Origin of the sequence: Croceitalea rosinachiae, assembly GCF_031846445.1 — a bacterium.
Lineage (GTDB): Bacteria > Bacteroidota > Bacteroidia > Flavobacteriales > Flavobacteriaceae > Croceitalea > Croceitalea rosinachiae.
This window is the reverse complement of the sequence record NZ_JAVRHR010000001.1, coordinates 737,337-761,267: the sequence shown is the minus strand read 5'-3', so window position 1 is coordinate 761,267 and position 23,931 is coordinate 737,337. Positions and strand designations below refer to the sequence as shown.

General features: G+C 36.0%; 23 protein-coding genes. 11 read left to right on the top strand and 12 right to left on the bottom strand.

Going from position 1 to position 23,931, the window contains the following annotated elements; all coding sequences use genetic code 11:
* Positions 1–36: 36 nt before the first annotated feature.
* The 6 genes from RM706_RS03500 to RM706_RS03475 form a co-directional block, all read right to left on the bottom strand.
* The gene (locus tag RM706_RS03500) at positions 37–393 is read right to left on the bottom strand and encodes a YciI family protein (protein WP_311349638.1); all 357 of its coding nucleotides are present in this window, start codon (positions 391–393) and stop codon (positions 37–39) included.
* 44 nt (positions 394–437) lie between these two features.
* Complete coding sequence (locus RM706_RS03495; RefSeq protein WP_311349637.1) at positions 438–1,700, bottom strand: RNA polymerase sigma factor; 1,263 nt, start codon at positions 1,698–1,700, stop codon at positions 438–440.
* Positions 1,701–1,760: 60 nt separating this feature from the next.
* On the bottom strand, positions 1,761–3,185 hold the full coding sequence (locus RM706_RS03490; RefSeq protein WP_311349636.1) for a Gfo/Idh/MocA family protein: 1,425 nt from the start codon (positions 3,183–3,185) through the stop codon (positions 1,761–1,763).
* Between the two features lie 63 nt (positions 3,186–3,248).
* Positions 3,249–3,908: an HD domain-containing protein gene (locus RM706_RS03485; RefSeq protein ID WP_311349635.1), complete on the bottom strand. Its 660-nt coding sequence runs from the start codon at positions 3,906–3,908 to the stop codon at positions 3,249–3,251.
* Positions 3,901–4,641 (bottom strand): lysophospholipid acyltransferase family protein, encoded by a 741-nt coding sequence (locus RM706_RS03480; protein WP_311349634.1) that lies wholly within the window; start codon positions 4,639–4,641, stop codon positions 3,901–3,903. Before RM706_RS03480 ends, RM706_RS03485 begins: the two co-directional genes overlap by 8 nt.
* Positions 4,642–4,731: 90 nt before the next feature.
* On the bottom strand, positions 4,732–5,142 hold the full coding sequence (locus RM706_RS03475; protein ID WP_311349633.1) for a BrxA/BrxB family bacilliredoxin: 411 nt from the start codon (positions 5,140–5,142) through the stop codon (positions 4,732–4,734).
* Positions 5,143–5,264: 122 nt separating this feature from the next.
* Here RM706_RS03475 and RM706_RS03470 point away from each other — a divergent pair, with 122 nt between their 5' ends.
* From RM706_RS03470 to RM706_RS03455, 4 genes are all read left to right on the top strand, one after another.
* Positions 5,265–6,005, top strand: a complete 741-nt coding sequence (locus RM706_RS03470; protein WP_311349632.1) for a TerB family tellurite resistance protein — start codon at positions 5,265–5,267, stop codon at positions 6,003–6,005.
* Positions 6,006–6,019: 14 nt separating this feature from the next.
* Positions 6,020–6,604, top strand: a complete 585-nt coding sequence (locus RM706_RS03465; RefSeq protein WP_311349631.1) for a HupE/UreJ family protein — start codon at positions 6,020–6,022, stop codon at positions 6,602–6,604.
* An 81-nt stretch (positions 6,605–6,685) separates the two neighbouring features.
* Positions 6,686–7,123 carry a deoxycytidylate deaminase gene (locus RM706_RS03460; RefSeq protein WP_311349630.1) on the top strand — a complete coding sequence of 146 codons (438 nt, stop codon included), beginning with the start codon at positions 6,686–6,688 and terminating at the stop codon, positions 7,121–7,123.
* A gap of 18 nt (positions 7,124–7,141) precedes the next feature.
* A complete protein-coding gene (locus RM706_RS03455) occupies positions 7,142–8,767 on the top strand; it encodes a S41 family peptidase (RefSeq protein ID WP_311349629.1) in 1,626 nt (541 codons plus the stop codon).
* 6 nt (positions 8,768–8,773) lie between these two features.
* On the opposite strand, the gene RM706_RS03450 is transcribed toward RM706_RS03455, so the two are convergent.
* Positions 8,774–8,974 carry a hypothetical protein gene (locus RM706_RS03450; RefSeq protein WP_311349628.1) on the bottom strand — a complete coding sequence of 67 codons (201 nt, stop codon included), beginning with the start codon at positions 8,972–8,974 and terminating at the stop codon, positions 8,774–8,776.
* 12 nt (positions 8,975–8,986) lie between these two features.
* Positions 8,987–9,559, bottom strand: a complete 573-nt coding sequence (locus RM706_RS03445; RefSeq protein ID WP_311349627.1) for a MarC family protein — start codon at positions 9,557–9,559, stop codon at positions 8,987–8,989.
* Positions 9,560–9,653: 94 nt separating this feature from the next.
* On the opposite strand from RM706_RS03445, the gene RM706_RS03440 reads away from it, so the two are divergent.
* Positions 9,654–10,229 (top strand): DUF3109 family protein, encoded by a 576-nt coding sequence (locus tag RM706_RS03440; RefSeq protein WP_311349626.1) that lies wholly within the window; start codon positions 9,654–9,656, stop codon positions 10,227–10,229.
* On the opposite strand, the gene RM706_RS03435 is transcribed toward RM706_RS03440, so the two are convergent.
* Positions 10,219–12,126, bottom strand: a complete 1,908-nt coding sequence (locus tag RM706_RS03435; protein ID WP_311349625.1) for a tetratricopeptide repeat-containing sensor histidine kinase — start codon at positions 12,124–12,126, stop codon at positions 10,219–10,221. The genes RM706_RS03440 and RM706_RS03435 overlap by 11 nt on opposite strands.
* A 69-nt stretch (positions 12,127–12,195) precedes the next feature.
* Complete coding sequence (locus RM706_RS03430) at positions 12,196–12,930, bottom strand: LytR/AlgR family response regulator transcription factor (RefSeq protein ID WP_311349624.1); 735 nt, start codon at positions 12,928–12,930, stop codon at positions 12,196–12,198.
* A gap of 832 nt (positions 12,931–13,762) precedes the next feature.
* Here RM706_RS03430 and RM706_RS03425 point away from each other — a divergent pair.
* Both RM706_RS03425 and RM706_RS03420 read left to right on the top strand, forming a co-directional pair.
* On the top strand, positions 13,763–14,749 hold the full coding sequence (locus tag RM706_RS03425; RefSeq protein ID WP_311349623.1) for a ribonucleotide-diphosphate reductase subunit beta: 987 nt from the start codon (positions 13,763–13,765) through the stop codon (positions 14,747–14,749).
* A gap of 156 nt (positions 14,750–14,905) precedes the next feature.
* Positions 14,906–17,383 carry a ribonucleoside-diphosphate reductase subunit alpha gene (locus RM706_RS03420; protein WP_311349622.1) on the top strand — a complete coding sequence of 826 codons (2,478 nt, stop codon included), beginning with the start codon at positions 14,906–14,908 and terminating at the stop codon, positions 17,381–17,383.
* Between the two features lie 130 nt (positions 17,384–17,513).
* Here RM706_RS03420 and RM706_RS03415 read toward each other — a convergent pair whose 3' ends face one another.
* Complete coding sequence (locus RM706_RS03415) at positions 17,514–18,167, bottom strand: gluconate 2-dehydrogenase subunit 3 family protein (protein WP_311349621.1); 654 nt, start codon at positions 18,165–18,167, stop codon at positions 17,514–17,516.
* The gene (locus RM706_RS03410) at positions 18,167–19,885 is read right to left on the bottom strand and encodes a GMC oxidoreductase (protein WP_311349620.1); all 1,719 of its coding nucleotides are present in this window, start codon (positions 19,883–19,885) and stop codon (positions 18,167–18,169) included. Before RM706_RS03410 ends, RM706_RS03415 begins: the two co-directional genes overlap by 1 nt.
* 147 nt (positions 19,886–20,032) lie before the next feature.
* Between RM706_RS03410 and RM706_RS03405 the strand changes: the two genes are divergently transcribed.
* The 4 genes from RM706_RS03405 to RM706_RS03390 are packed head-to-tail and all read left to right on the top strand — an operon-like array spanning position 20,033 to position 23,931.
* Entirely contained in the window at positions 20,033–21,037 is a 1,005-nt protein-coding gene (locus RM706_RS03405) for a sugar phosphate isomerase/epimerase family protein (protein WP_311349619.1), read from the top strand.
* Positions 21,038–21,049: 12 nt separating this feature from the next.
* Positions 21,050–21,493: a DinB family protein gene (locus RM706_RS03400; RefSeq protein WP_311349618.1), complete on the top strand. Its 444-nt coding sequence runs from the start codon at positions 21,050–21,052 to the stop codon at positions 21,491–21,493.
* An 11-nt stretch (positions 21,494–21,504) separates the two neighbouring features.
* On the top strand, positions 21,505–22,734 hold the full coding sequence (locus tag RM706_RS03395) for an MFS transporter (RefSeq protein ID WP_311349617.1): 1,230 nt from the start codon (positions 21,505–21,507) through the stop codon (positions 22,732–22,734).
* A gap of 27 nt (positions 22,735–22,761) precedes the next feature.
* Positions 22,762–23,931, top strand: coding sequence for an MFS transporter (locus tag RM706_RS03390; protein ID WP_311349616.1), 1,170 nt, complete (start codon positions 22,762–22,764; stop codon positions 23,929–23,931).

Genomic DNA, 23,931 nt, shown 5'->3' with positions numbered 1-23,931 from the left:
AAGGACGTTTTAAGGCCCTTTATACTATATTACTGTTTAGTTTATTCCCTCTACTTTTTTGATTGGCCTAATCTCTATTCTCCAAATTCCTTCTTCGAACCTTGGGTCACCTTTGGTAATTTCTATGGCTTCATTTAGGTCTTTTGCCAAAAGATGATAGTATCCAGAAATGACTTCTTTGGTCTCATTATATGGGCCATCGACAATCTTTCCATTTTGATACGAAAGAATTCTGCCTTCCATTTCTAATGGTTGAGCTGATTTCATTCGTCCTTCATTAGTTAAGCGTTTAATAAAGCTTCCAACTTTTTCAATATGATTCTGCATTTGTTCAGGAGACAAATTGGCTTTGGGGTTTTCTTCACTTCTGATAAGTAACATAAATTCTTTCATGAGTATGTTTTTAAATTATTAATATAACAGTACTACAATCGAGTTTACGAAATAGGGACGGTATCAATTAGTTTTTTTTCTAATAACTTCAAATCTCTCTTATTCTTGGCCAATGAAATTGCTTTTTTTAAGTGTTGAATTGTCATCTTTAGATTATTTTCTCTCTTATAAAGTTCTGCTAAAGTTGTGTGAAAAAGATGATAGTTACCGATATCTGAATTTAAGTTGATGCTTTTTAACTCCTTAATTGCAATTTCACTTCCTTGAGCATTAGATAAGGCAACCGCTCGATTTAAACGGATAGTTGGTGAATCTTCAATGGCAAGAAGCGTATTGTAAAGAGAAAGTATTTCCTTCCAATTGGTATCCTTAAACTCTTTTGCAATGCAATGATTGGCAGAAATAGTCGCTAAAATGAAGTATTTTGAAATTTTACCTCCTTTCATGGCCTGATTTAGATATTGAATGCCTTTAGCAATCAAGTTGCTATTCCACTTGCTCCGATTTTGTTTTTCCATTTCAACAATCAAATTATCATCATTCATTCTTGCCTCAAAACGAGAGGCATTTAAATGCATAAGGGCCAAAAGCGCATAAGAATCGCTTTTTTCTTTAATTGTTTTGTTGGCAACCAATATCTTGATGAGCCTTATTGCTTCAAGGCATAAATCAAACCGAATTAATTCATTTTTTTGAGTAGGACTATAGCCTTCATTGAAAAGAAGATATACCGTTTTTTGTACTATGGGGAGGGATGTATTAATGTCTTTAGGAATTTCAAAGGATATGTTATTTTGGCGGAGTTGTTTTCTACCCCTAACCAGTCTCTTATTTATAGTTTCCTTGGTAGAAAAAAAAGCATTGGCTATTTCTGTGATACTAAAACCACAAAGTATTTTTAAAATTAAAGCAATCTGATAATTTTCAGAAATTGAAGGATGGCAACAAACGAACATCATTTTTAACTGCTCGTCCAATATCATTTCATCGGAAAAGGGTAGCTGCTTGAACTCTAAAGGGTGTTTTTCTGTTGCTGTTCGATACTGTTGCTCATATTTTTTTCGCTTTAGTATGTTGAGCGTCAAATTTTTTGCAGTCTTATAGAGCCAAGCTTTTGGGTTTTCAGGCACTCCGTTTTGCCGCCAAATATCCGTAGCTTTTAGTAAGGTCTCTTGAACAATATCTTCAGCGGTTTCCACATTGTTCACCCCAATATACCTTGTTATTACAGAGACTATTTTACCATATTCATTTCTAAAAAAATGCTCGGTTAGATGCCCATTAAATTTTTTATCAGATTTGTTCATCTATTATGGCAAATGCTAACAAATGTATACAACTAGAACCCATAGAAATGTTTTTCTGAATCAGCTTAATTCCCAACCTTTTCGATATTTCCGAGTCACCCATTCATTGGCTTTGTCATAGTTGGTAATTTTCATGTTATCACCATCCCACAATAACTTCCTTCTCCCTGGATAAGCATAAGGATCCCAATCCCCAACTTTTTTGCCCTCCTTAAGGGTTTTGTACTGATAAGCTTTAACAGCCAAGTTCCCCATAAGTACCGTTTCTGTGAGCGGACCTGCTTTGGCAAAGTCGGAAGAAGTTGTTGCTCCATCTAAACAACCATCTACAAAGTTGGCAATATGTCCGTTCATACTTCCTGGCACTCTGGGATATTTTGGTGTGGGAGACTTATATAAACCCATCATTTCAGATGGTAACAATCTTGCATTCATAGAATAAGTGTCGGTAACCAAAATGCCCTTATCTCCATACATAATGGTGCCACCTCCAGAACTGCCAATAGTTTCGTCATCTTTAAGTTCATCGGGCAGATCGGGCTTAAGACCACCATCATACCAGTTCAATTGAATATTACCATGATGTTCATGTTCAAACTTTAAATGTATTTTAGATGAAGGTGGGCAAGAAGGACTGTAATCAGCTTCTACAAAATCGCCTACCCAAACCGTTGTGCAACTCGCTTCTGCCTCAGTAGGATACCCTAAATCTAAAACACTAAAAGGGGTTTCCATAATATGGCAACCCATATCGCCTAGGGCTCCGGTACCGAAATCCCACCAGCCTCTCCATTTAAAAGGTAGGTAAGCAGTATTGTAATCACGCATAGCAGCTGGGCCTAACCATAAATCCCAATCCAATTCTTTTGGTACGGATTGTTTCTCTACGGGAATAGGTACGCCTTGTGGCCAGACAGGTCGATTTGTCCAACAATCAATCGTGTGAATTTTGCCTATAATTCCAGACTCTACCCATTCACGTGCAATCCTACTATCATCGCTCGATGCACCTTGGTTTCCCATTTGAGTGACAATACCGTTCTCTGCAGCAACTCTGGTCATCATTCTTGCTTCTTGAATATTGTGAGTTAATGGTTTTTCTACATAGGCATGTTTTTTTTCACGCATAAATGGTAGTGCAATAGTTGCATGGGTATGATCAGGCGTCGCGACCATAACCGCATCAATATCTTTTAAATGTTTATCATAAACTCTTCTAAAATCTTTATATCGTTTAACATCAGGGAATGTATCAAAAGTGTCTTTAGCTCTTCTATCATCGACATCGCAAAGTGCTACAAACTTTACCTTGCCTGTTTCGTGAAGCCCTCTTATAACCCCACTACCACGTCCGCCGACTCCAAAAGCCCCAACGTAAAGGGTATCGCTTGGTGGAACATGATTTTTTCCTAAAACAAAACTGGGAACAATGGTAAAAGCTGCAGAGGAAGCAGCTGCATTTTTAATAAACTTTCTTCTTTGCATTCTGACTGAATTTCATGATGCCTTGAAGATACAAAAAAGGATGAATTTTTAGACTTTTGTTTATTAACGCTTACCGTTCCACTCACCATAAAATTGTTCTAAGTAATCTAACATATATTGGTGGCGTTGTTTAGCTATTTTTTTGCCGGTCACGGTATTCATTTTATCTTTTAGCAATAGCAATTTTTCATAAAAATGATTGATGGTGGGTGCAGAAGACTTCTTATAGTCTTCTTTGGTCATATTGAGATTGGGAGCTACATCTGGGTCATACAAAGCTCGATTTTTGAAACCACCATAGTTGAAAGTTCTAGCAATACCTATTGCCCCAATGGCATCTAGGCGATCCGCATCTTGCACAACTTCTAACTCTTTTGAAGTGAATTTTTTATCATTCTTTTCCAAAGAGTTTTTAAATGACATATTTTTTATAATCGCTACAACATGTGCAATGGTTTTTTCATCAACTGCTATGGAGTTTAAAAAATCTTTGGCGAGCCTTGGTCCGATAGTTTCATCACCATCGTGAAATTTAGGGTCTGCAATATCATGCAGCAAAGAAGCGAGTTCAACCACCAAAACATCTACATCTTCTGACTGACCCAAGAGCTTTGCATTTAAAAAGACGCGGTGCGTGTGAAACCAGTCATGGCCACCTTCAGCATCTTTTAAAGTCTCTTTTACAAAACCTCTGGTTTTTTCAACAAATTCAATTTTAGCCATTTTGCCAAATGATATCGTTTATAATAATTTGTTCCACTTTAGAAATCAGCTCTTCAGCATTTCCTTTATTTTCGATTGGCTCATGAACTTTGAATTTTAAGTAAGCTCCAAGGCCCATGGGAAACTGACCAAAGCGCAATAATTTCCATGAATTATTTATAGTGATAGGTACGATAAGAGCAGAAGGCGCTTTTTTCATCAACATTTTTAATCCCATAGGTTTAAATGCTTTAGGCTTTCCAGTTCTACTTCGAGTACCTTCAGGAAAAATGACAGCACTTCTATTATGTTCTTCAATATAACTACCCAATTTTGCAATGGCCATAATGGCCTGTTTGCCATCTTTTCTATCAATAAGCGCTGAACCTCCGTTTCTTAAATTATAGGAAACACTGGGAATTCCTTTTCCTAGTTCTTTCTTCGCAACAAATTTTGGATGGTGTTTGCGCATATACCATATAATTGGTGGAATATCATACATACTTTGATGGTTGGTTACGATGATAAGGGGTCTATTCATAGCGATATCATAAGGATTTTTAAATTGATAACGGGTGCCCATTAGATTAGTACATCGCATTAAAAACCAATTCAAAATACTTACAATTCTTTTTTGGGCTTGGTACCCAAATAAGTTAAGCGCTATCCATTGAATAGGATGGAATATGACTAATGTCAATCCGAAGAAAACAAAGAAAATTAGAGTGATAGGGTATGAAATTAATTTCATCATGGTACAAAACTAAAAAACCACTTCAATATGAAGTGGTCTATTTCGGAGATTTATTTTTAATCTCATACTTTTTGAGAAAGCATGAAAACCCTAACAATGCTCATTATAGGCTTCCATCAAGTTTTCAGCAATCATTTCGGCTGGCCTACCTTCAATATGGTGTCGCTCTATCATATGAACTAGTTCACCATCTTTAAACAGAGCCATACTCGGTGATGAAGGCGGGAAAGGTACCATGGCAGCTCTTGCCGTATTTACAGCTTCAGTATCTACACCAGCGAAAACAGTAGTAATATGGTCTGGTTTTTTTTCATTTTGTAAACTTAATTTTGCAGCCGGTCGGGCATTTGCAGCAGCGCAACCGCAAACAGAGTTTACAACAACTAAAGTAGTGCCATCTTGTTTTAAAGCATTTTCAACTGCTTCACTTGTATATAATTCTTCAAACCCAGCAATAGCCAAGTCGTTTCTCATAGGTTTAACCAATTCTTCAGGATACATAGTCTATTTTTTAATATGTTCAAAGATAGGGCTTTTGTCGTTTTTTTTAAAGGACTTAACACGGGATTCGCAATATAGTATTATTGTAAACCGCTATATTTGAGATTCAAATATTTTGAAGTATGATTAAATGGTTAGGAGCCATTATTGGATTTTCCATTCGAGGACTTGCAGGAGCAGTACTTGGGTTTTTGGCCGGAAGCTTTTTAGATAGTTTAGGTGGGGGTAGTTCACGTGGGCCAAGGTCTGTTTTTAATGATTTGACACGGCAGAATGTTTCGCCTGCCGATTTTGAATTAAATCTGTTATCGCTATGTTCTATAGTCATAAAGGCGGATGGACAAGTAAGTCAACGCGAACTGGATTATGTTCGACAATATTTCTTGAGCACCTATGGTAAGGAAAAGGCAAATGCTATTTTTAGGACCTTTAACGATGTTATTAAAAAACGGGAAGTCTCCGCGCAACGAATTTGCCAATACTTGAATCAAAGAACCCGATATGAGGTACGATTGCAATTACTTCACTTTTTATTTGGAATTGCCCAGGCCGATGGGCAAGTAAGTTCAGCTGAAGTAAATAAACTAAAAGAACTTGCGGGATATTTAAGAATAGGGAATATTGATTTTGAGAGCATTATGGCAATGTTTATTAAGTCGGCCGATAATGCGTATAAAATTCTTGAAATTCAAAAATCGGCCACTGATGATGAGGTAAAAAAAGCCTATCGGAATATGGCTAAAAAATATCACCCCGATAAGGTAATTACCGAGAATGAAGCGATTAAAAAGGGTGCGGAAGAAAAGTTTAAGGAGGTGCAGAAAGCATATGAAGCAATTCAGCAAGAAAGAGGGATTAATTAAGTAATTTTAATAGTATGCAAGATTTTTGGTTTTACATAAAATTAGGTCTTGAGCACGTTTTGGATTTGGGTGCTTATGACCATATTCTATTTCTGGCTGCCTTAGCTATTCCTTTTACTTTTAAGAATTGGAAACAAGTAGTGATTTTGGCGACTATTTTTACCATCGCCCATTGCGCATCACTTGCTTTTTCGGTTTATGGAATTTTTTCTGTTGATGTTGGGCTTATTGAATTTTTAATTCCTGTTACTATTGCTTTGACAGCTTTGCTAAATTTTCTTCGAGTTTTCAAAAAAGAACGCTCCACTGGAATATACTTTCAAGCCCTAGCGACAACTTTCTTTGGTTTAATTCATGGTTTTGGTTTTTCAAACTACTTTAATATGCTGATGGCCGAAGAAGAAAATAAATTCGGTCCATTGTTAGGTTTTGCGACAGGGATTGAATTGTCTCAGGTGACCATAATTTTGGTGGTTCTTGTTGTTGCCTATCTAGTTCAAGAGGTGTTTAAGATAAAACAACCCACTTTTATTGGCGTTACGTCGATTTTAATCCTTCTGGTAACAATACCCATGTTGATAGCGACGTTCCCTAACTAAGGCAATCGTTAAAATTAATCGAATTAGGTTGTGTGGGTCTTACAAAGCAGGTATATTTAAATATCATCCTCAAAATGTTTCATGGAAGAAACTAAGCAAGAAAAATATGACAAGGCCTATTTACGAATGGCTAGGGAGTGGGGAAGACTTTCTTATTGCAAGCGTAAACAAGTAGGTGCAATCATTGTAAAAGACCGAATGATTATTTCCGACGGATATAATGGTACCCCCACAGGATTTGAGAATTATTGTGAGGATGAGGAAGGTGATACCAAGTGGTATGTATTACATGCTGAAGCAAATGCCATTTTAAAAGTTGCTGCTTCAACTCAATCATGCGAGGGGGCAACTCTTTACATTACATTATCCCCATGTCGCGAGTGTAGTAAGTTGATTCATCAATCTGGTATAAAACGTGTGGTATATCAAAATGCATATAAAGATAATTCAGGGCTTAAGTTTTTGGAGCGAGCTGGAGTCGAACTTATGCATTTGCCAATTTTAGAAGAAATGGTATAATCCATTTAGCCCCAAACTATGAAAAAGAAATATAGCTATATTCTACCTACCTTACTTGCACTTGCCGTGGCACTGGGCATTTTTATCGGAGGTAAACTTCATTTTAATGACACTCCAGAAAAACTATTTTCTACAAATTCTAAGAAAGATAAGTTAAACAGGCTTATAGATTATATTGATTACGAGTATGTCGATGAAATTAACACTGATAGTATCGTTGATGTTACAGTGAATAATATTTTAGGAAAGCTGGATCCCCATTCTGTATATATTCCTAAACATGAAATGGAAGCTGTATCTGAAAACATGAAAGGCGATTTTGTGGGCATCGGAATTCGATTTAATATGTTCCGTGACACGGTGACCGTTGTTCGGACCATAAAAGATGGACCAAGTTATAAGAAAGGTCTACGTGCTGGGGATAAAATACTATTGGCAGATAATGACACACTTTTTGGTAGGCGTATCCCAAATTCAAATTTGGTAGAACGATTAAAAGGCAAAGCAGGTACCAAAGTAAAACTTAGAGTATATCGAAAATCTGAAGAGAGAACTTTTGAGGTGACGATCAAAAGAGATGTGGTACCAATAAAAAGCGTTGACGCCAATTTTATGTTGACAAATGACCTAGGGTATTTAAAAATCAACAGATTCGCTGAATCTACTTTTAAAGAATTCAAAAGCGCCTTACTCAGCCTTCAAAAACAAGGAGCTAAGAAGTTAGTTCTTGATTTAAGGGACAACCCTGGCGGCTATCTGGGGATTGCAGAAAAGATGGCTGATGAGTTTTTAAAGGATGGCAAACTCATTTTGTTTACTAAAAACAAAAAAGGAAACATTAAAAAGGCCTATGCAACTAGCCGAGGCAGTTTTGAAGATAACCCAATTTATGTATTGATTAACGAACGCTCAGCTTCCGCAAGTGAAATTATTGCAGGCGCATTACAAGATAATGATATAGGTACCATTGTAGGACGACGCTCATTTGGAAAAGGACTGGTTCAGCGAGAAATGGATTTGGGAGATGGTTCTGCGGTAAGGTTAACCGTATCTAGATACTACACTCCAACAGGTCGTTCTATTCAAAAGTCATATGAGAAAGGACATAAAGATTACTATCAAAAATTTATGGAAAGGTATAGTAGTGGTGAATTGATTTCTGTGGATAGTATCAAAGTAGCCGACTCATTAAAGTTTACCACACCCAAAGGTAAGGTGGTTTATGGTGGTGGCGGAATCATTCCTGATATATTTGTACCGATTGGTACTTTAGATGAAGAACGTATCGAGAGCTTGGATTCATCAGGCTATTTTTCCGACTTTGTTTTTCGATTTTTAGAGCAGGATCGAAGCAGATTTTTGAATTATCCCAAGCATGAATTCATTGAAGAATATCGGGTCGATGATATTATTTTTGAGCGTTTTATTGATTATTTGCTAAACAGGAATTTGAAATTAGATTTCTATGGTAATGAAGAAAAAATTAAAACCTACATTAAGGCTAATATAGCGGAACAATTGTATTCTCCAAACCTAGGTGTACAATTAAAGAGCGGCCAAGATCAAATGCTTAATAAGATTTTAGATTTGGATACTGAAGTTATGCAAATAATGGACGAAGCTTTGATTCAATCTAAGGACTAACCCTACTTAATTCTTAAGTTTTTCCGAAATCTTTCTTGAAGTATTAAAAATCAAGAGAATTACGATAGCGCATAAAGAAGCCAAAACCCCAATACAAGCAATTAAGCTATCTCCCTCAAACAAGTTATTAAAATCTAACAAGGTGATATTATAAATGGCCAAAGCCAATGCAATTGCCACTAAAACTATAATAAAAGTCTTGCTCATATAATTTTGAAACTAAAACAACTGATTAACATTTGTGGCAAAAAGCTTTACCGCAATGGCTAGCAAAATTACACCAAAAACTTTTCGTAGCACACTCAAGCCATTTTTGCTTAATACGCGTTCAATCTTTTTTGAAGATTTCAAAACGAAATACACAAAAATAATATTGATGACAATGGCCACTATAATATTCTCGACGTAGTATTCCGCTCTAAGGGCCAGAATAGAGGTTAATGTGCCAGCACCAGCAATTAGTGGAAAGGCAATGGGAACCACAGAAGCACTCTCAGGTTCTTCATCTTTATAAAGTGTAATGCCCAGAATCATTTCAATAGCTAAAAAGAAAATAACAAAGGCTCCAGCAACAGCAAATGAGTTTACATCAATACCAATAAGACTTAGAATGCTTTCTCCAACAAATAGAAATGCAACCATAAGACAGGCAGCAACAATTGATGCTTTTTCAGATTGTATGTGGCCAACCTTATTTCGTAATGAAATAATTATAGGGATACTACCTAAGATATCAATGACCGCAAAAAGCACCATGCTTGCTGTTGCAATTTCTTTGAAATTAAAGTTCATTTGAAACAATGTTAAATGATGTGCAAATTTACGTTGAAAAGAGCTCGTTGGATTACAGAACTGATGATTAAATTTGTTGTTATTAAATAGTAGTATGTTTCAAATTGATAACACCTTAATTTCAGAAGAGCTTCTTGAAAACGATTTTGTTTGCAATCTGAATACCTGTAAAGGAGCTTGTTGTGTTGATGGTGAATCCGGAGCGCCTTTAGAGGATAATGAAACCGAAATTTTAGTGGATATATTTGCTAAGGTCAAACCTTTTTTAAGACCTGAAGGAATAGCTGCAATTGAAGAACAGGGAGCCTTTATTAAAGGCGAAGATGGAGAGTGGGAAACACCATTGGTTAATAAAAGTGAGTGTGCTTATGTTATTTTTTCAAGAGAAGGTGCCGCTAAATGTGGATTGGAAGAAGCTTACAATAGAGGTGCCACCTCATGGAAAAAACCGGTGTCATGCCATCTATATCCGGTTCGAGTAAGAGAGTATACAGAATTTACTGCGGTAAATTACCATAAATGGGAAATTTGTGACCCAGCCTGCAGTTTGGGTTCCGAATTGAAAGTGCCAATCTATAAGTTTGTAAAAGAAGCTTTGATTCGAAAGTTTGGTGCTAATTGGTATAAAGAACTTGAAAAAGTGGCACTAGAATTAAATACTAAACCATAGGTATTTCAAGTATTATTTTAGTGCCCCTTGATTTACCGTTGTCTTCAAATAAATCAATAATATCAATATTAAAATCATATTGATAATCCTTGGCAAAATTAGCCAATCGTTCTTTGGTAATATCAATTCCAACCGATTTTCGTTTGAGAATCCTATTCTCTTTTATTTCTTCAGAGACCTTACGGCCAACACCATTATCAACTATACTTATTTGTAGATGGATGTCATCTTTCTTTTTAACCGTTATCCATAAATTCTTTTTTCCTTCCTTCCCCGAAAGTCCATGCCAAATAGCATTTTCCAGAAATGGCTGAAGCACTAGTGAAGGTATTTTAACTTGATCAACATTGATATCATCTTCTATTTCAATTACATATTCAATTTCGTTAGAAAATCTTATGTTTTCAATATTCAAATAAAGCTCTACCGTTTCTAATTCTTCTGACAAAAGGGTTTCTTTCAGTGAAGATCCTTCTAGTATTCTACGAACCAGTTTAGAGAATTTATTTAGATAATGAACCGCATTTTTTTTATCATTATTTATGATGTATAGTTTGATTGAATTTAAAGAGTTGAATAAGAAATGAGGATTCATTTGACTTCTCAGCATATGTTGTTCAAGCCCTAAAACCCTTTTTTCATAATTGGATTGGTATTGCCTATACATGATAAAAAGAATGGTGCCAATTAACCCAATAATTAGAGTGCTCACTAAAATTGTCGTTTGATTTTTTCTCAGTCGTAACCTTACCAACTCGTTTTCTTGAGCCAAAACTGAAATTTGACTGTTTTTTTTCTCACTTTCATATCTAAGTATCAAGTCATTGATGTACCTAAGGTTTCTTTCATTGGTAATTTCTTCGTCAATTTCTTCGGCGTTTTTAAAGTAGTCGAGTGCGGCTTTTAGGTTGCCCTTTTTAATTTCTAAATCAGAAAGATGTTTGTTGGCGTACATTACCAAACTTGGTACACTACTTTCAATGGCCATTTTTCTACCATTCACTATATTTTTTTCTGCTTCCGGCAATATGCCAACTTCCATTTGGGCCCAACCCGTGTTTATTAGAATTGAAGAAGTAAGAGACTTGTCTCCATTTTTGACAGCAGGTTCTTTTAATGTTTGTAATAAAACCAAGGCTGCATTAGGCATATTTTGTTTTAGATAGATTTGCGCTATACTGTTCTTACATATTAATCTGCCATAATTGTTATTTATTTCATCATTTAGGGCTAGAGATTTTCTGTAAAAATCCAAGGCGATTTCTAGCTCTTCTTTTTGCTCATAACACTTACCAATATTTTGATTGTTAATGGCGAGACCAAGTTTATTATCGAGCTTAGCTTCAGATTTCAATGCTCTTTCAAATTGCGAAATCGCCAAATCATATTGACCGAGGGTCTGATATAGAAGACCTATACAGTTAAGAGAAATATTAATATGCCTCTTTATATGCTCAGATGGATTTTCAACGGATTCGGCCAATTCTAGAGCCCTTTGGTTGTAATCAAGTGCGGTTTTAACAGCATCGGTTCTTCTATAAACCACACCCAACATATTTAAACTCAAAACAATAAACTCTTTATTGTTTAGCTCTTCCGAAAGTTTTAAGGCGTCTTGATGTAATTTGATGGCTTTTCTAAACTCTGAAAAGTTTCTAAAAGTCGTGCCCATCTGGTTAAGGGCATACATTTGACCTTCAGAGTAATCATCGGTTATTGCTTTTTGGATAAAAGCCTTTAAGAAACTAGTATCTCTTCGATGCGGTTTTAGGGCCTTATCTATTTTTAAATATGTTTTCGGTTTAACTATCAAAAGTTTTTCTACTTCGGGTGAAATATCCTCAGCGTTAGTCTGCGAAACACCAAAGCACCCAATGGCAAAAAAAATAAGGCCCATAAAGATTCTTATTTTTTTGTAAGCTATTTTTGAAAGTGTTGCTTTATGGGTTTTCAGCATTCAAAAAAGTTATAGTAAATCTAAAAAATCAGATTTCTTTTGTCTTGAGACAGGAATTTTATGATTGGTCTTGAGTATTACGTAGCCATCGGTTTTCAAAAATTCCTTGATTTTTCCTAAGTTAACAACAAACGAGTTATGAATTCTGAAAAAAGATTCAGGCGGTAATATTTGATTGACCTCTTTTAGTTTTTTGGTAAGTAATATTTTTTGTCCGTCTTCTAAGAACAGCGTGCTATAATTGCCATCGGATTCAGCATATAAAATATCTTCACTGTCCAAAAATAAAAGTTTACCATCCGTATTGATAGTAATCTTCTTTTTAATGGCTTTTGAGTTGAAGTTAATCAATATCTGTTCTAGTCGCTCTGCAGTATAATTTTTGTTATTAAACCTTTTCACTTTGGTAATAGTATCGTTAAGATCATCACTATCAATAGGTTTAAGCAAATAATCAATTGCTTCGTTTTTAAGTGCTTTAAGCGCATATTGATTATAAGCCGTGGTAATAACAACAGGAAAGTTTTTATTCTTCAAATTCTTAATAAACTGAAATCCATCCATTGTTGGCATTTCAATATCTAAAAACAGACAGTCGGGTGTGTTTTTTTCTAAGTAATTAAGAGCCTCATGCGCATCAGTAAAAGATGCGATTATTTTGACTTCATCACTTAAATTACTTAACTCCCAACTTAAACTTTCTAAAGCTTTGGATTCATCATCTACTAGAACTGCTTCTAACATTTAAAAAAGATATTCAATATCTTATAAAATTACTACTAATATATATGGGTTGTTTGCAAATTTGTGTTGATGGACCATAATAGGTTATAGTTGGCTGTTTAAGCCTATAAAATCAATTTGCAAGTATTTAGTTATGATTTTTAAGAAATCTCCAAGATTCTCAAGAGCCGTTGTTTTTTGATTTCCATTTACACAAATTTTGATACCATTTATACATAGAGAGATGTGTTGACCTCAGGTGCTAATTATCTTCGGAAGTACAATAAAACAACAAAAAAATGCGAAAAAGCTTTATTCTATTCATTGCATTGATAATTATGTTGTTACTGGCTGTTGCTATAGACAATAAAGAACCAGTTGACAATCAAGAGCTTGTCGCCTCGGTAATCGACAAATAAATTAAGTTATATGTACCAACCAGCGTACGGCCAACCAAGCATGCTTAAAGTATGTTAATTTATAAAGTGTTTGGTCATGAAAATTTTGATTTCTTGATTTAGGTTTCGGGGGAACTACCTAGACTGGATAGATGGATTTAATGACCGGGCCGTACGGTTTGGTGGTAACATTTAAAAGACCAAAAGGTATTGTTTAAAACATACTTTTTGGTCTTTTTTTTTACTGTTTTTTGTTGATTATCAGAGAATACGCAAAGCTTTTCCTCCAAGGCAATAAACATCACTTGCCAACCTACATTTCAACAATTCGTGTTAAAAACTTTGCAAGGGATTAACTCAAACAAACTTTACAATTCGGTAACATTTTTGAATCTTTGTTAGTCCCTGCCGTAAGGTAATTTCAATCCAATATTCAAATTTTAATAAATAATACTATGTCAGCTGCCATCGAGCCAATTTTAGAAGAAAATGAAGATCGATTTGTAATTTTTCCTATTAAACATGATGATTTATGGGAATGGTACAAGAAATGTGAAGCTTGTTTTTGGACTGCAGAGGAAATAGACCTTGGTGAAGATCTTACGGATTGGAATAACAAATTAAATGATGATGAGCGTTATTTTATTAAGCATATTTTGGCATTTTTTGCCGCCTCTGATGGTATTGTCAATGAAAATTTAGCAGAAAATTTTGTGAGTGAGGTGCAGTATGCAGAAGCAAAATTTTTCTATGGTTTTCAGATTATGATGGAAAACATACATTCGGAAACGTATTCTCTTTTGATAGATACTTATGTAAAAGATGAAAAAGAAAAGAATGTATTATTTAAAGCAATCGAAAATTTTCCAGCAATTAAGAAAAAGGCAGATTGGGCTTTAAATTGGATAGAATCTCCAAGTTTTGCTGAACGTTTAATTGCTTTTGCCGCAGTTGAAGGAATTTTCTTTTCAGGGGCGTTCTGTTCTATTTTCTGGTTAAAGAAAAGAGGCTTGATGCCAGGCCTTACCTTTTCCAACGAATTAATATCTAGGGATGAGGGAATGCATTGTGATTATGCAGTACATCTTCATAATAAGCATTTAATAAACAAAGTTCCAAAAGAACGTATTACTGCTATTTTAACTGACGCTTTAAATATTGAGCGTGAGTTTATAACAGAATCTTTGCCAGCAAGTCTTATTGGAATGAACTCTAAATTGATGACCCAGTACTTGGAATTCGTGACTGACAGATTGCTTGTCGAGTTGGAATGTGATAAGGTTTATAATGCCACAAACCCTTTTGATTTTATGGATATGATTTCGCTGCAGGGTAAAACAAACTTCTTCGAGAAAAGAGTTTCAGAATATCAAAAGGCTGGAGTACTTAATAAGGATAAAGACGAAGATGCCCAGAAAATTAGTTTCGACGCGGACTTTTAGATAGATAAAGATTATTGGTAAATCAATCTTCTAATTAGAAAATTCCTTTGCCTTTTTGCCCCAAGCGAACACAAACCTACCTGAAACCCTTGCAAGTTATTCTTGTTTGAGTTAATGAACAGTATATTTTATAAATAAAAAAAACAAAGTAGCCACATGTATGTAGTAAAAAGAGACGGAAGAAAAGAGTTGATAATGTTCGATAAGATTACAGCTCGAGTAAGAAAACTGTGTTATGGTCTTAACGACCTTGTAGATCCTTTAAAAGTTGCCATGCGCGTTATTGAAGGTCTTTATGACGGGGTTACTACATCGGAGTTAGACAATCTAGCAGCAGAAATTGCGGCTACGATGACTACTACGCATCCTGATTATGCAAAACTTGCCGCACGTATTTCTGTGTCGAACCTACATAAGAATACTAAAAAATCTTTTTCTGAAACGATGAAAGATTTATATGAATATGTAAATCCTAGAACGGGCAAAAAAGCACCCTTGCTTTCAGATGAAGTATTTAAAGTGATTTCAGAAAATGCCGAAAGATTAGATTCTACGATTATTTACAACCGAGATTTTGGCTACGATTATTTCGGCTTTAAAACATTGGAACGATCTTATTTATTAAAAGTAAATGGTCAAATAGCAGAACGTCCGCAGCATATGTTAATGCGCGTATCAGTAGGTATTCACGTGGATGATTTAGATGCTGCCATAGAAACATATGAGTTGATGTCTAAGAAGTATTTTACACACGCGACACCTACTTTGTTTAACTCTGGGACTCCAAAACCGCAAATGTCTTCTTGCTTTTTATTGGCAATGAAAGAAGATAGTATTGATGGAATTTATGATACCTTAAAACAAACAGCTAAAATTTCTCAGTCAGCAGGAGGCATAGGCCTGTCTATTCATAACATACGTGCTAGAGGATCTTATATCGGGGGTACAAACGGTACTTCCAATGGCATCGTTCCAATGCTGAAGGTTTTTAATGATACTGCTCGTTATGTTGATCAAGGTGGAGGAAAACGAAAAGGAAGTTTTGCTATTTATATGGAACCTTGGCATGCTGATATCTATGACTTTTTAGATTTAAAAAAGAACCATGGTAAAGAAGAGATGCGTGCACGTGATTTGTTTTATGCAATGTGGATTTCAGATTTGTTCATGAAACGTGTTGAAGCCAATGAAGATTGGACCTTAATGTGCCCAAATGAGTGTCCAGGGCTTTTTACCAATCATAGTGAGGAATTTGAGAAGTTATATACTAAATATGAAGCTGAGGGTAAAGGTAGAAAAACGGTAAAAGCTCGTGATCTTTGGGAAAAAATTCTAGAATCTCAAATTGAAACTGGAACACCATATATGTTGTACAAAGATGCAGCTAACCGAAAGAGTAACCAGAAAAATTTAGGCACTATACGCTCTTCTAATCTTTGTACAGAGATTTTAGAGTACACCTCTCCTGATGAAGTAGCAGTATGTAACCTTGCCTCAATTGCACTGCCGATGTTTGTAAAAAATGGCGAGTTTGACCATAAAGAATTGTTTAAAGTAACAAAACGAGTTACTAAAAACTTAAACAAGGTAATTGACAGAAACTATTACCCGGTAAAAGAAGCTGAGAATTCAAATATGCGTCATAGACCTATTGGCTTGGGCGTACAAGGTTTAGCAGACACTTTTATTATGCTTCGTTTACCATTTACAAGCGATAAAGCAAAGAAGCTGAATCAAGAGATATTCGAAACACTTTACTTTGCTGCAGTCACTGCTTCAATGGAAGCTGCTAAAGAAGAAGGAGCCTACTCTTCTTATGAGGGATCTCCAATAGCTCAAGGAGAATTTCAACATAATCTTTGGGGAATTAAGGATGAAGAGCTTTCTGGGCGTTGGGATTGGGAAAAACTGCGTAAAGAAGTAAAGAAAAATGGAGTTCGTAACTCACTTCTGGTCGCTCCTATGCCAACAGCATCAACTTCTCAGATTTTAGGCAATAATGAATGTTTTGAGCCTTATACCTCAAACATATATACCAGAAGAGTGCTTTCTGGAGAATTTATTGTAGTAAATAAACACCTCTTAGAAGATTTAGTTGCTCTAGGTCTCTGGAATGAAAATATGAAACAAGAATTGATGCGTGCGAATGGATCTATTCAACATATTGAAACTATTCCACAAGAGATAAGAGATTTGTATAAAACGGTGTGGGAATTAAGTATGAAAGATATTATAGACATGTCAAGGCATAGAGGCTATTTTATTGATCAAAGTCAGTCTTTAAACCTTTTTATGGAGAATGCCAATTACTCTAAGTTGACATCTATGCACTTTTATGCATGGAAGAGTGGCTTAAAAACTGGGATGTACTATTTGAGAACTAAAGCCGCAGTTGATGCTATTAAGTTCACATTAGATAATACAAAGAAGAAAGAAGTTCCAGTAAGCGTTGCTGCAGAGGCAGAAGTACAGGCAGCAGATCCTAAAGCTGCAGAAAGTATAAAGGTTGATTCAACCCCATTAACGCAACAAGAAGTAGATATTCAGCCAATGACTGCGGCTGAAATGAAAGAAATGATTGCACGGGCCAAAGAAGGTCAGGCAGATGACGACTGCCTTATGTGCGGATCATAGTGTGATAGTGTTTATTTGATTAATTACCCCAAAATAGTTTATATTTTGGGGTAATTTTTGATGTAAAAACAAAACTCCCATCTCTATAATGAGATGGGAGTTAATAACAATGGGTTGGGTCAATTGCTCTTTATAATGACCAAGCCCTTCCTTGAGTAAGTTCATCAAGATCCCCACAAGCAATATACTCACCAGGCACTGGAAGATAAGCTAATACCTCTTCTCCAACATATTCTGATGATTTATAGGCCCAAGTAGCCATATTCCTAACATTGCCTGCAAAAGCAAAACAAGCTATATCATCATCTAACTCCGCTGACTCCCCTTTCATGATGGCCTCCATATAATCACCAATGGCTTCTTCATGAGCTTCTTCCTCTTCATCTGACCTTTTCTTTAGGTAAGTTGTGAGTAAAGGCTCAAAATCGACGCCTTCAATATCTGCTAGGGATTCTTTGCCAGAACCAGTAAGGGCCTTGCTCATGAACTTATCCATAAGCATTTTCATAAAGCCTTGTTGTTCTTTGGGTAAAACACTATTGGCAAATTCATCGATAAACACATGAACGTTAACTTCCGTTGCAGATGGAGTATCAGTTTTTGGCAAAATGACATCGACCATTTGTGCTATGGCGTAGCCTTTGTCTTTATCAAAATAACTTGGAACCCACTCCGCATATGGGGGTTTGTCTTTACAACTTTGTACCAATCCTAATAAAGTTGGGGTGGCAACGGCATAGCCAAATACCATTCCCATATTTTTAAGTGCTGATCTTCTTTCCATTAGATGTTTCCTTTTTTAAGTTCTTGTGCAGCATGGTTGGCTGCTCGTGCCGTAAAGGCCATATAAGTTAATGATGGGTTTACACATGCTCCTGAGGTCATGAAAGCTCCATCAGTAACATAAACATTTTTGCAGGCATGTACCTGATTGTACTCGTTAAGAACAGATGTTTTAGGGTCACGCCCCATACGTGCGGTGCCCATTTCGTGAATACCTAAACCTAGAGCTCCAGGGTTGTCACGTGGTTCAACATCGCGCAATCCAGCTTTCTCAAGCATTTCAACGGCTTGTTCCTTCATATCTTTACGCATATTCCATTCATTTTCCCTGAGTTCTGCATCAAAAGTAACTGTTGGCAACCCCCATTGGTCAAGTTGATCATAGTCCATGGTCATTCGATTGTCTTCATAAGGTAGCACCTCACCAAAACCACCCATACCAAAAGTCCATCCACCAGGTTTTAGAACAGCATCTTTATAACCCTTGCCAAAGGTGGTTTCTGCAACCATATCTTCCCAATTTCCTCTACTAGCGCCTCCTTGGTATCCATAACCACGTTTAAAATCTGTTCGATTGCTATCTCCGCCTAAATTTCTAAATCTAGGAATGTAAATTCCGTTCGGTTTTCTTCCTTTATAGTACTTATCTTCAAATCCATCAAACTTTCCTGAAGCACCAACATTAAGATGATGGTCCATAATATTTCTTCCTAGTTGATCAGAATCATTACCAAGACCGTTTTCAAAACGATCAGATTTTGACTGCATAAGAATAGCTGTGGAAGCAATTGCAGAAGCACATAAGAAAATCACTTTGGCTTTAAATTCATATGTCTCTTTAGTGACCCTATCAATCACTTTAACACCCGTAGCCTTTTTAGTATCTGCGTCATAAATAACTTCATGGACAATAGAATCGGGTCTTAAGGTCATATTACCTGTAGCTTCAGCGGCGGGTAAAGTAGAAGAAACACTACTAAAATAAGCCCCAAACGGGCAACCTCTAATACAACGATTACGATACATACATCTTGAACGGCCATCACCTTCAAACTTCTTATCGCTATTAATATGAGCAACCCGACCAGCAGTAATAACCCTACCATTAAAATGCTCTGAGACCCTATTTCGAACATGGTCTTCAACGCAGTTTAAAGGCATCATGGGCTCAAACTGCCCATCTGGTAATTGTGAAAGCCCTAACAGTTCACCAGATACCCCAATATACGACTCTACTTTATCATACCATGGTGCAATATCTTTATAGCGAACTGGCCAGTCAACAGCGATACCATCATTTTTATTTGCTTCAAAATCTAAATCACTCCAACGGTAGCTGTGACGTCCCCACATTATAGAACGACCGCCTACATGATAACCACGCATCCAATCAAAACGTTTAGTTTCATTGTAAGGATGTTCCAAATCATTAACGAACCAATGTTTAGAATCTGCCCTTGTAGTGTATCCTGTTCTGTTTTGCTTTTCTTGTTTGGCTAAATCTTCTCTAGTGGGTTGCCTAGCATGGGGAAAATCCCATGTATCCATATTGGCTGTTGGGTAGTCTTCACGATGTTTTACCATACGACCACGCTCCAACACCAAAGTTTTTAATCCATTCTCGCATAATTCTTTAGCAGCCCATCCACCACTAATACCAGTTCCTACAACAATCGCATCATACGATTCCTGTTCTTCATTGTAATAGAATTTACTCATGTACTTGTGAATTGTTTATTCGATAAATGTATTAAATATTAAATTAATTTTCTACATTTAATCCTTGTGTTTATTGTGAATATGATACTATAACGTTATCGTAAATCATAATTTCTTAACTGTCAGAACTTCAAAAATTAACCAACTATGAATAGAAGAAAATTTGTAAACAAAACAGCTAAAACAGGTTTAGCAATTACTTTTTTAGGAGGATACGCCTGTAAACAAGGAAAAAAAGAAGTGGACAATGTTATTGCAGATGAAGAAATATCGCTTGCTGCTACGGAACCATTTTTTAAATTATCCTTGGCACAATGGTCTATTAATAAAATGATTCGAGAAGGAGGGGTTGACCCATATACTTTTGCAGAAAAGGCTGCTAATTGGGGCTTTTCAGGATTAGAATATGTGAGCCAATTGTATAAGACCGAATTAGAAGCTGCGGATTATTCGGAAGAAGCCATGAAAAATTTTGTAGATAAATGCAATGCCGAAGCCGAAAAATATGGTTTAGAGAATGTACTAATAATGATTGACAGACAGGGTGATTTGGCAGCTGCTGATGAAAAAGAAAGAAAAGTGGCCGTTGAGAATCATTACAAATGGGTAGATGCCGCAGCAGCAATGGGCTGTCATTCTATACGGGTTAACTTGAACGGGGTTCAAGAGCCAGAAGGATGGATGGCCGCATCTGTTGATGGCCTAACACAATTGGCTACATATGCAAAGGACAAAAAAATCAATATCATTGTTGAAAACCATGGTGGACTGTCATCAAACGCGGCTATGTTGGCCAATGTAATGACAACGGTCAATATGGACAACTGTGGAACATTGCCTGACTTTGGTAATTTTTGTGTAAAAAGGGAATCTGGTGATTATTATGATTCAAAGTGTATTGAGGAATATGACAAATATCAGGGTGTTGCTGAGTTAATGCCACATGCAAAAGCTGTTAGCGCCAAAGCCTATGATTTTGATGAAAATGGTGATGAAACAAAAATTGATTACAGTCGAATATTAAAGCTAGTTAAAGAAGCTGGTTATACAGGTTATGTTGGTGTGGAATATGAAGGGAGTAATTTGAGTGAGGAAGAAGGAATTTTAGCTACAAAAAATCTTCTTATTAAGGCAGGTAGTGCTTTAGCATAATTTGTTTTAAATATGGAAGTATTTTTTAACCAATTGTTCGATTACAATTTTTATTGCAATAAAAATATTATTGAGCAATCAGTTACCTTAGACAGCATTCCTGAAAAAAGTGGTAAACTTTTTAGTCATATTTTGAATGCCCATCATATTTGGAACAAAAGAATTCTAAATGAGGATAAGGAATACGACGTCTGGGAACTCCATAAGGTTGACACTTGGCAAGATATTCACTATGAAAATCAAAGAGCAACTTTTGAAATTATTAGAAACACCGATGATTTTAATGCAAGGGTTGATTTTGTGACAACGGAAGGTAGGGGCTTTGCCAATGATTTAAAAGATATTCTTTTTCACATCATCAATCATTCGACACACCATAGAGGCCAGATATTGGCAGATTTTCGAAACAATAGTATTGAGCCTTTGAAGCTAGATTATATCCATTTTAAGCGATAATTTAAAAGTTCATGAATACTAAGATAAAGGTTCAATTATCGTTTATGATGTTTCTCGAATTTTTTATTTGGGGTGGATGGTTCGTTACTTTAGGAACTTTTTTAGGAGATAATTTAAAGGCCACTGGTGGTGAAATTGCTCAAGCTTTTTCTACACAATCTTGGGGTGCCATTATCGCCCCATTTATTATTGGTCTTATTGCTGATCGGTATTTCAATGCAGAGCGTATTCTAGGGGTCTTACACTTGTTAGGTGCCGGATTAATGTACTTCATGTATGGCTCGGAGAGTTTTGGTATGTTCTACCCTTATGTTCTTGGCTATATGATTTTATATATGCCAACCTTAGCCTTGGTCAACTCCATATCGTTTAACCAAATGAAAAATCCTGCAAAAGAGTTTTCATTTGTTAGGGTTTTCGGAACAATAGGTTGGATCGCATCAGGGTTACTGATTAGCTATATTTTTCTTTGGGATTCTCCTGAATCGAGAGCTGATGGAATGTTGAAAAACACCTTTTTAATGGTAGCGATTGCTTCAGCATTATTAGGGCTATTTAGTTTTACACTTCCTAAAACACCCCCTCGGGTTTCAAAAGATGAAAAAGTAACTATTTCTGGCCTTTTAGGTTTAGATGCGCTAAAACTTTTAAAGGATAAGAACTTTTTGATTTTCTTTATTTCGTCTGTTCTAATTTGTATTCCTCTAGCCTTTTATTATCAAAATGCGAATCCTTTTTTATCAGAAATTGGGGTTAGTAACCCTACCGGAAAAATGACTATTGGTCAAATATCTGAAGTTCTTTTTATGCTCTTATTGCCTTACTTTTTTAAAAAATTTGGTTTTAAGAAAACGATTTTGGTAGGCATGCTTGCCTGGACCATACGCTACATGTTGTTTGCTTATGGCAATGCTGGTGAGTTCACCTTCATGTTGTTAATAGGAATAGCATTACATGGTATATGTTACGATTTCTTTTTTGTCTCTGGTCAAATATATACCGATACCAAGGCAGGCGAAAAATATAAAAGTGCGGCACAAGGCTTAATTACTTTAGCGACCTATGGTGTAGGAATGCTAGTTGGTTTTTGGATAGCAGGAAAAATAACCGATACTTATCTTTTAGATGATGGAGGTCATACATGGCAAACGATTTGGATGTACCCAGCTAGTTTTGCATTTTTGGTCTTTATCATTTTTGCCTTGACTTTTAAAAATGAAAAAATAGAATATAAACAGTAACCAATTAAACGAATCAAATACATTAAAATGGAAAACATAAATAAAAATAGGCTATTTGTTGCCTCTTGCGTTGCCTTGTTGGTAACATCAATGACTTTTGCGATTAGAGCTAGATTGGAAACCGTTTTTGGGCCAGAAGGAGTGGGTCTTACTTTAGAACAAATAGGTTGGGCGTTCACACCAGCGTTTTGGGGTTTTACAATTGCCATGATTGTTGGTGGGCCATTGGTTGATTCCCTTGGGATTAAAAAAATCACTTGGATTGCCTTTGTTACCCATGCCATAGGAATAGTATGGACAATTTTTGCAAAAGATCAAACTTCATTATTTACAGCAACTCTTTTCGTGGGTATTGGTAATGGAATGGTAGAGGCTGCGCTTAATCCTATGATAGCGTCAATGTATACTGAAAATAAGACAAAGATGTTAAATCGTTTTCATGTATGGTTTCCTGGAGGCATAGTGATTGGTTCTTTGATAGGTTGGCTCGTTATGGATGTCATGGGACTTGGTTGGCAGTTCATGGTAGGGGTATTATTTATACCGTTAATTATATATGGATTTATGTTTTTAGGGCAAAATTTTCCGGTCACCGAGCGTGTTCAAATGGGAGTTAGTAACAACAAAATGATTTCCAGTTTAGGGAAACCACTGTTCATTTTTATGGTCTTATGTATGTTTTTAACAGCCGCATCTGAATTAGGTACTACGCAGCGTATAGAATCTTTACTTAAAGAATCTGTTGCAGTACCATTGTTGGTTCTAGCTTTTATAAATGGTATTATGGCTTTAGGCAGAGCTTTTGCAGGTAAGGTCATACATAAATTACAACCTGCAGGGATGCTATTGTTTTCGGCAATATTTACTTTTATTGGACTTTGGTTGTTGACAATCACAAGTGGAGGAATGACCTTTGCTGCTGCAGCAGTTTTTGCGGTTGGTGTGACTTTTTTCTGGCCAACCATGTTAGGTTTTGTCGCAGAATATCTTCCTCAAACAGGGGCTTTAGGGCTTTCAATTATGGGAGGGGCTGGAATGTTATCTGTTTCAGTGGTATTGCCAATTATGGGTAACCTTATGGATAACGCGAGTCCTATTGAAGCATTAAGGACTATGTCAATTTTGCCTGCAATTTTAATAGTTGCATTTATAGGACTTTACATTTATATGAAAAAAAGAAAAACTGAAACTTCATAA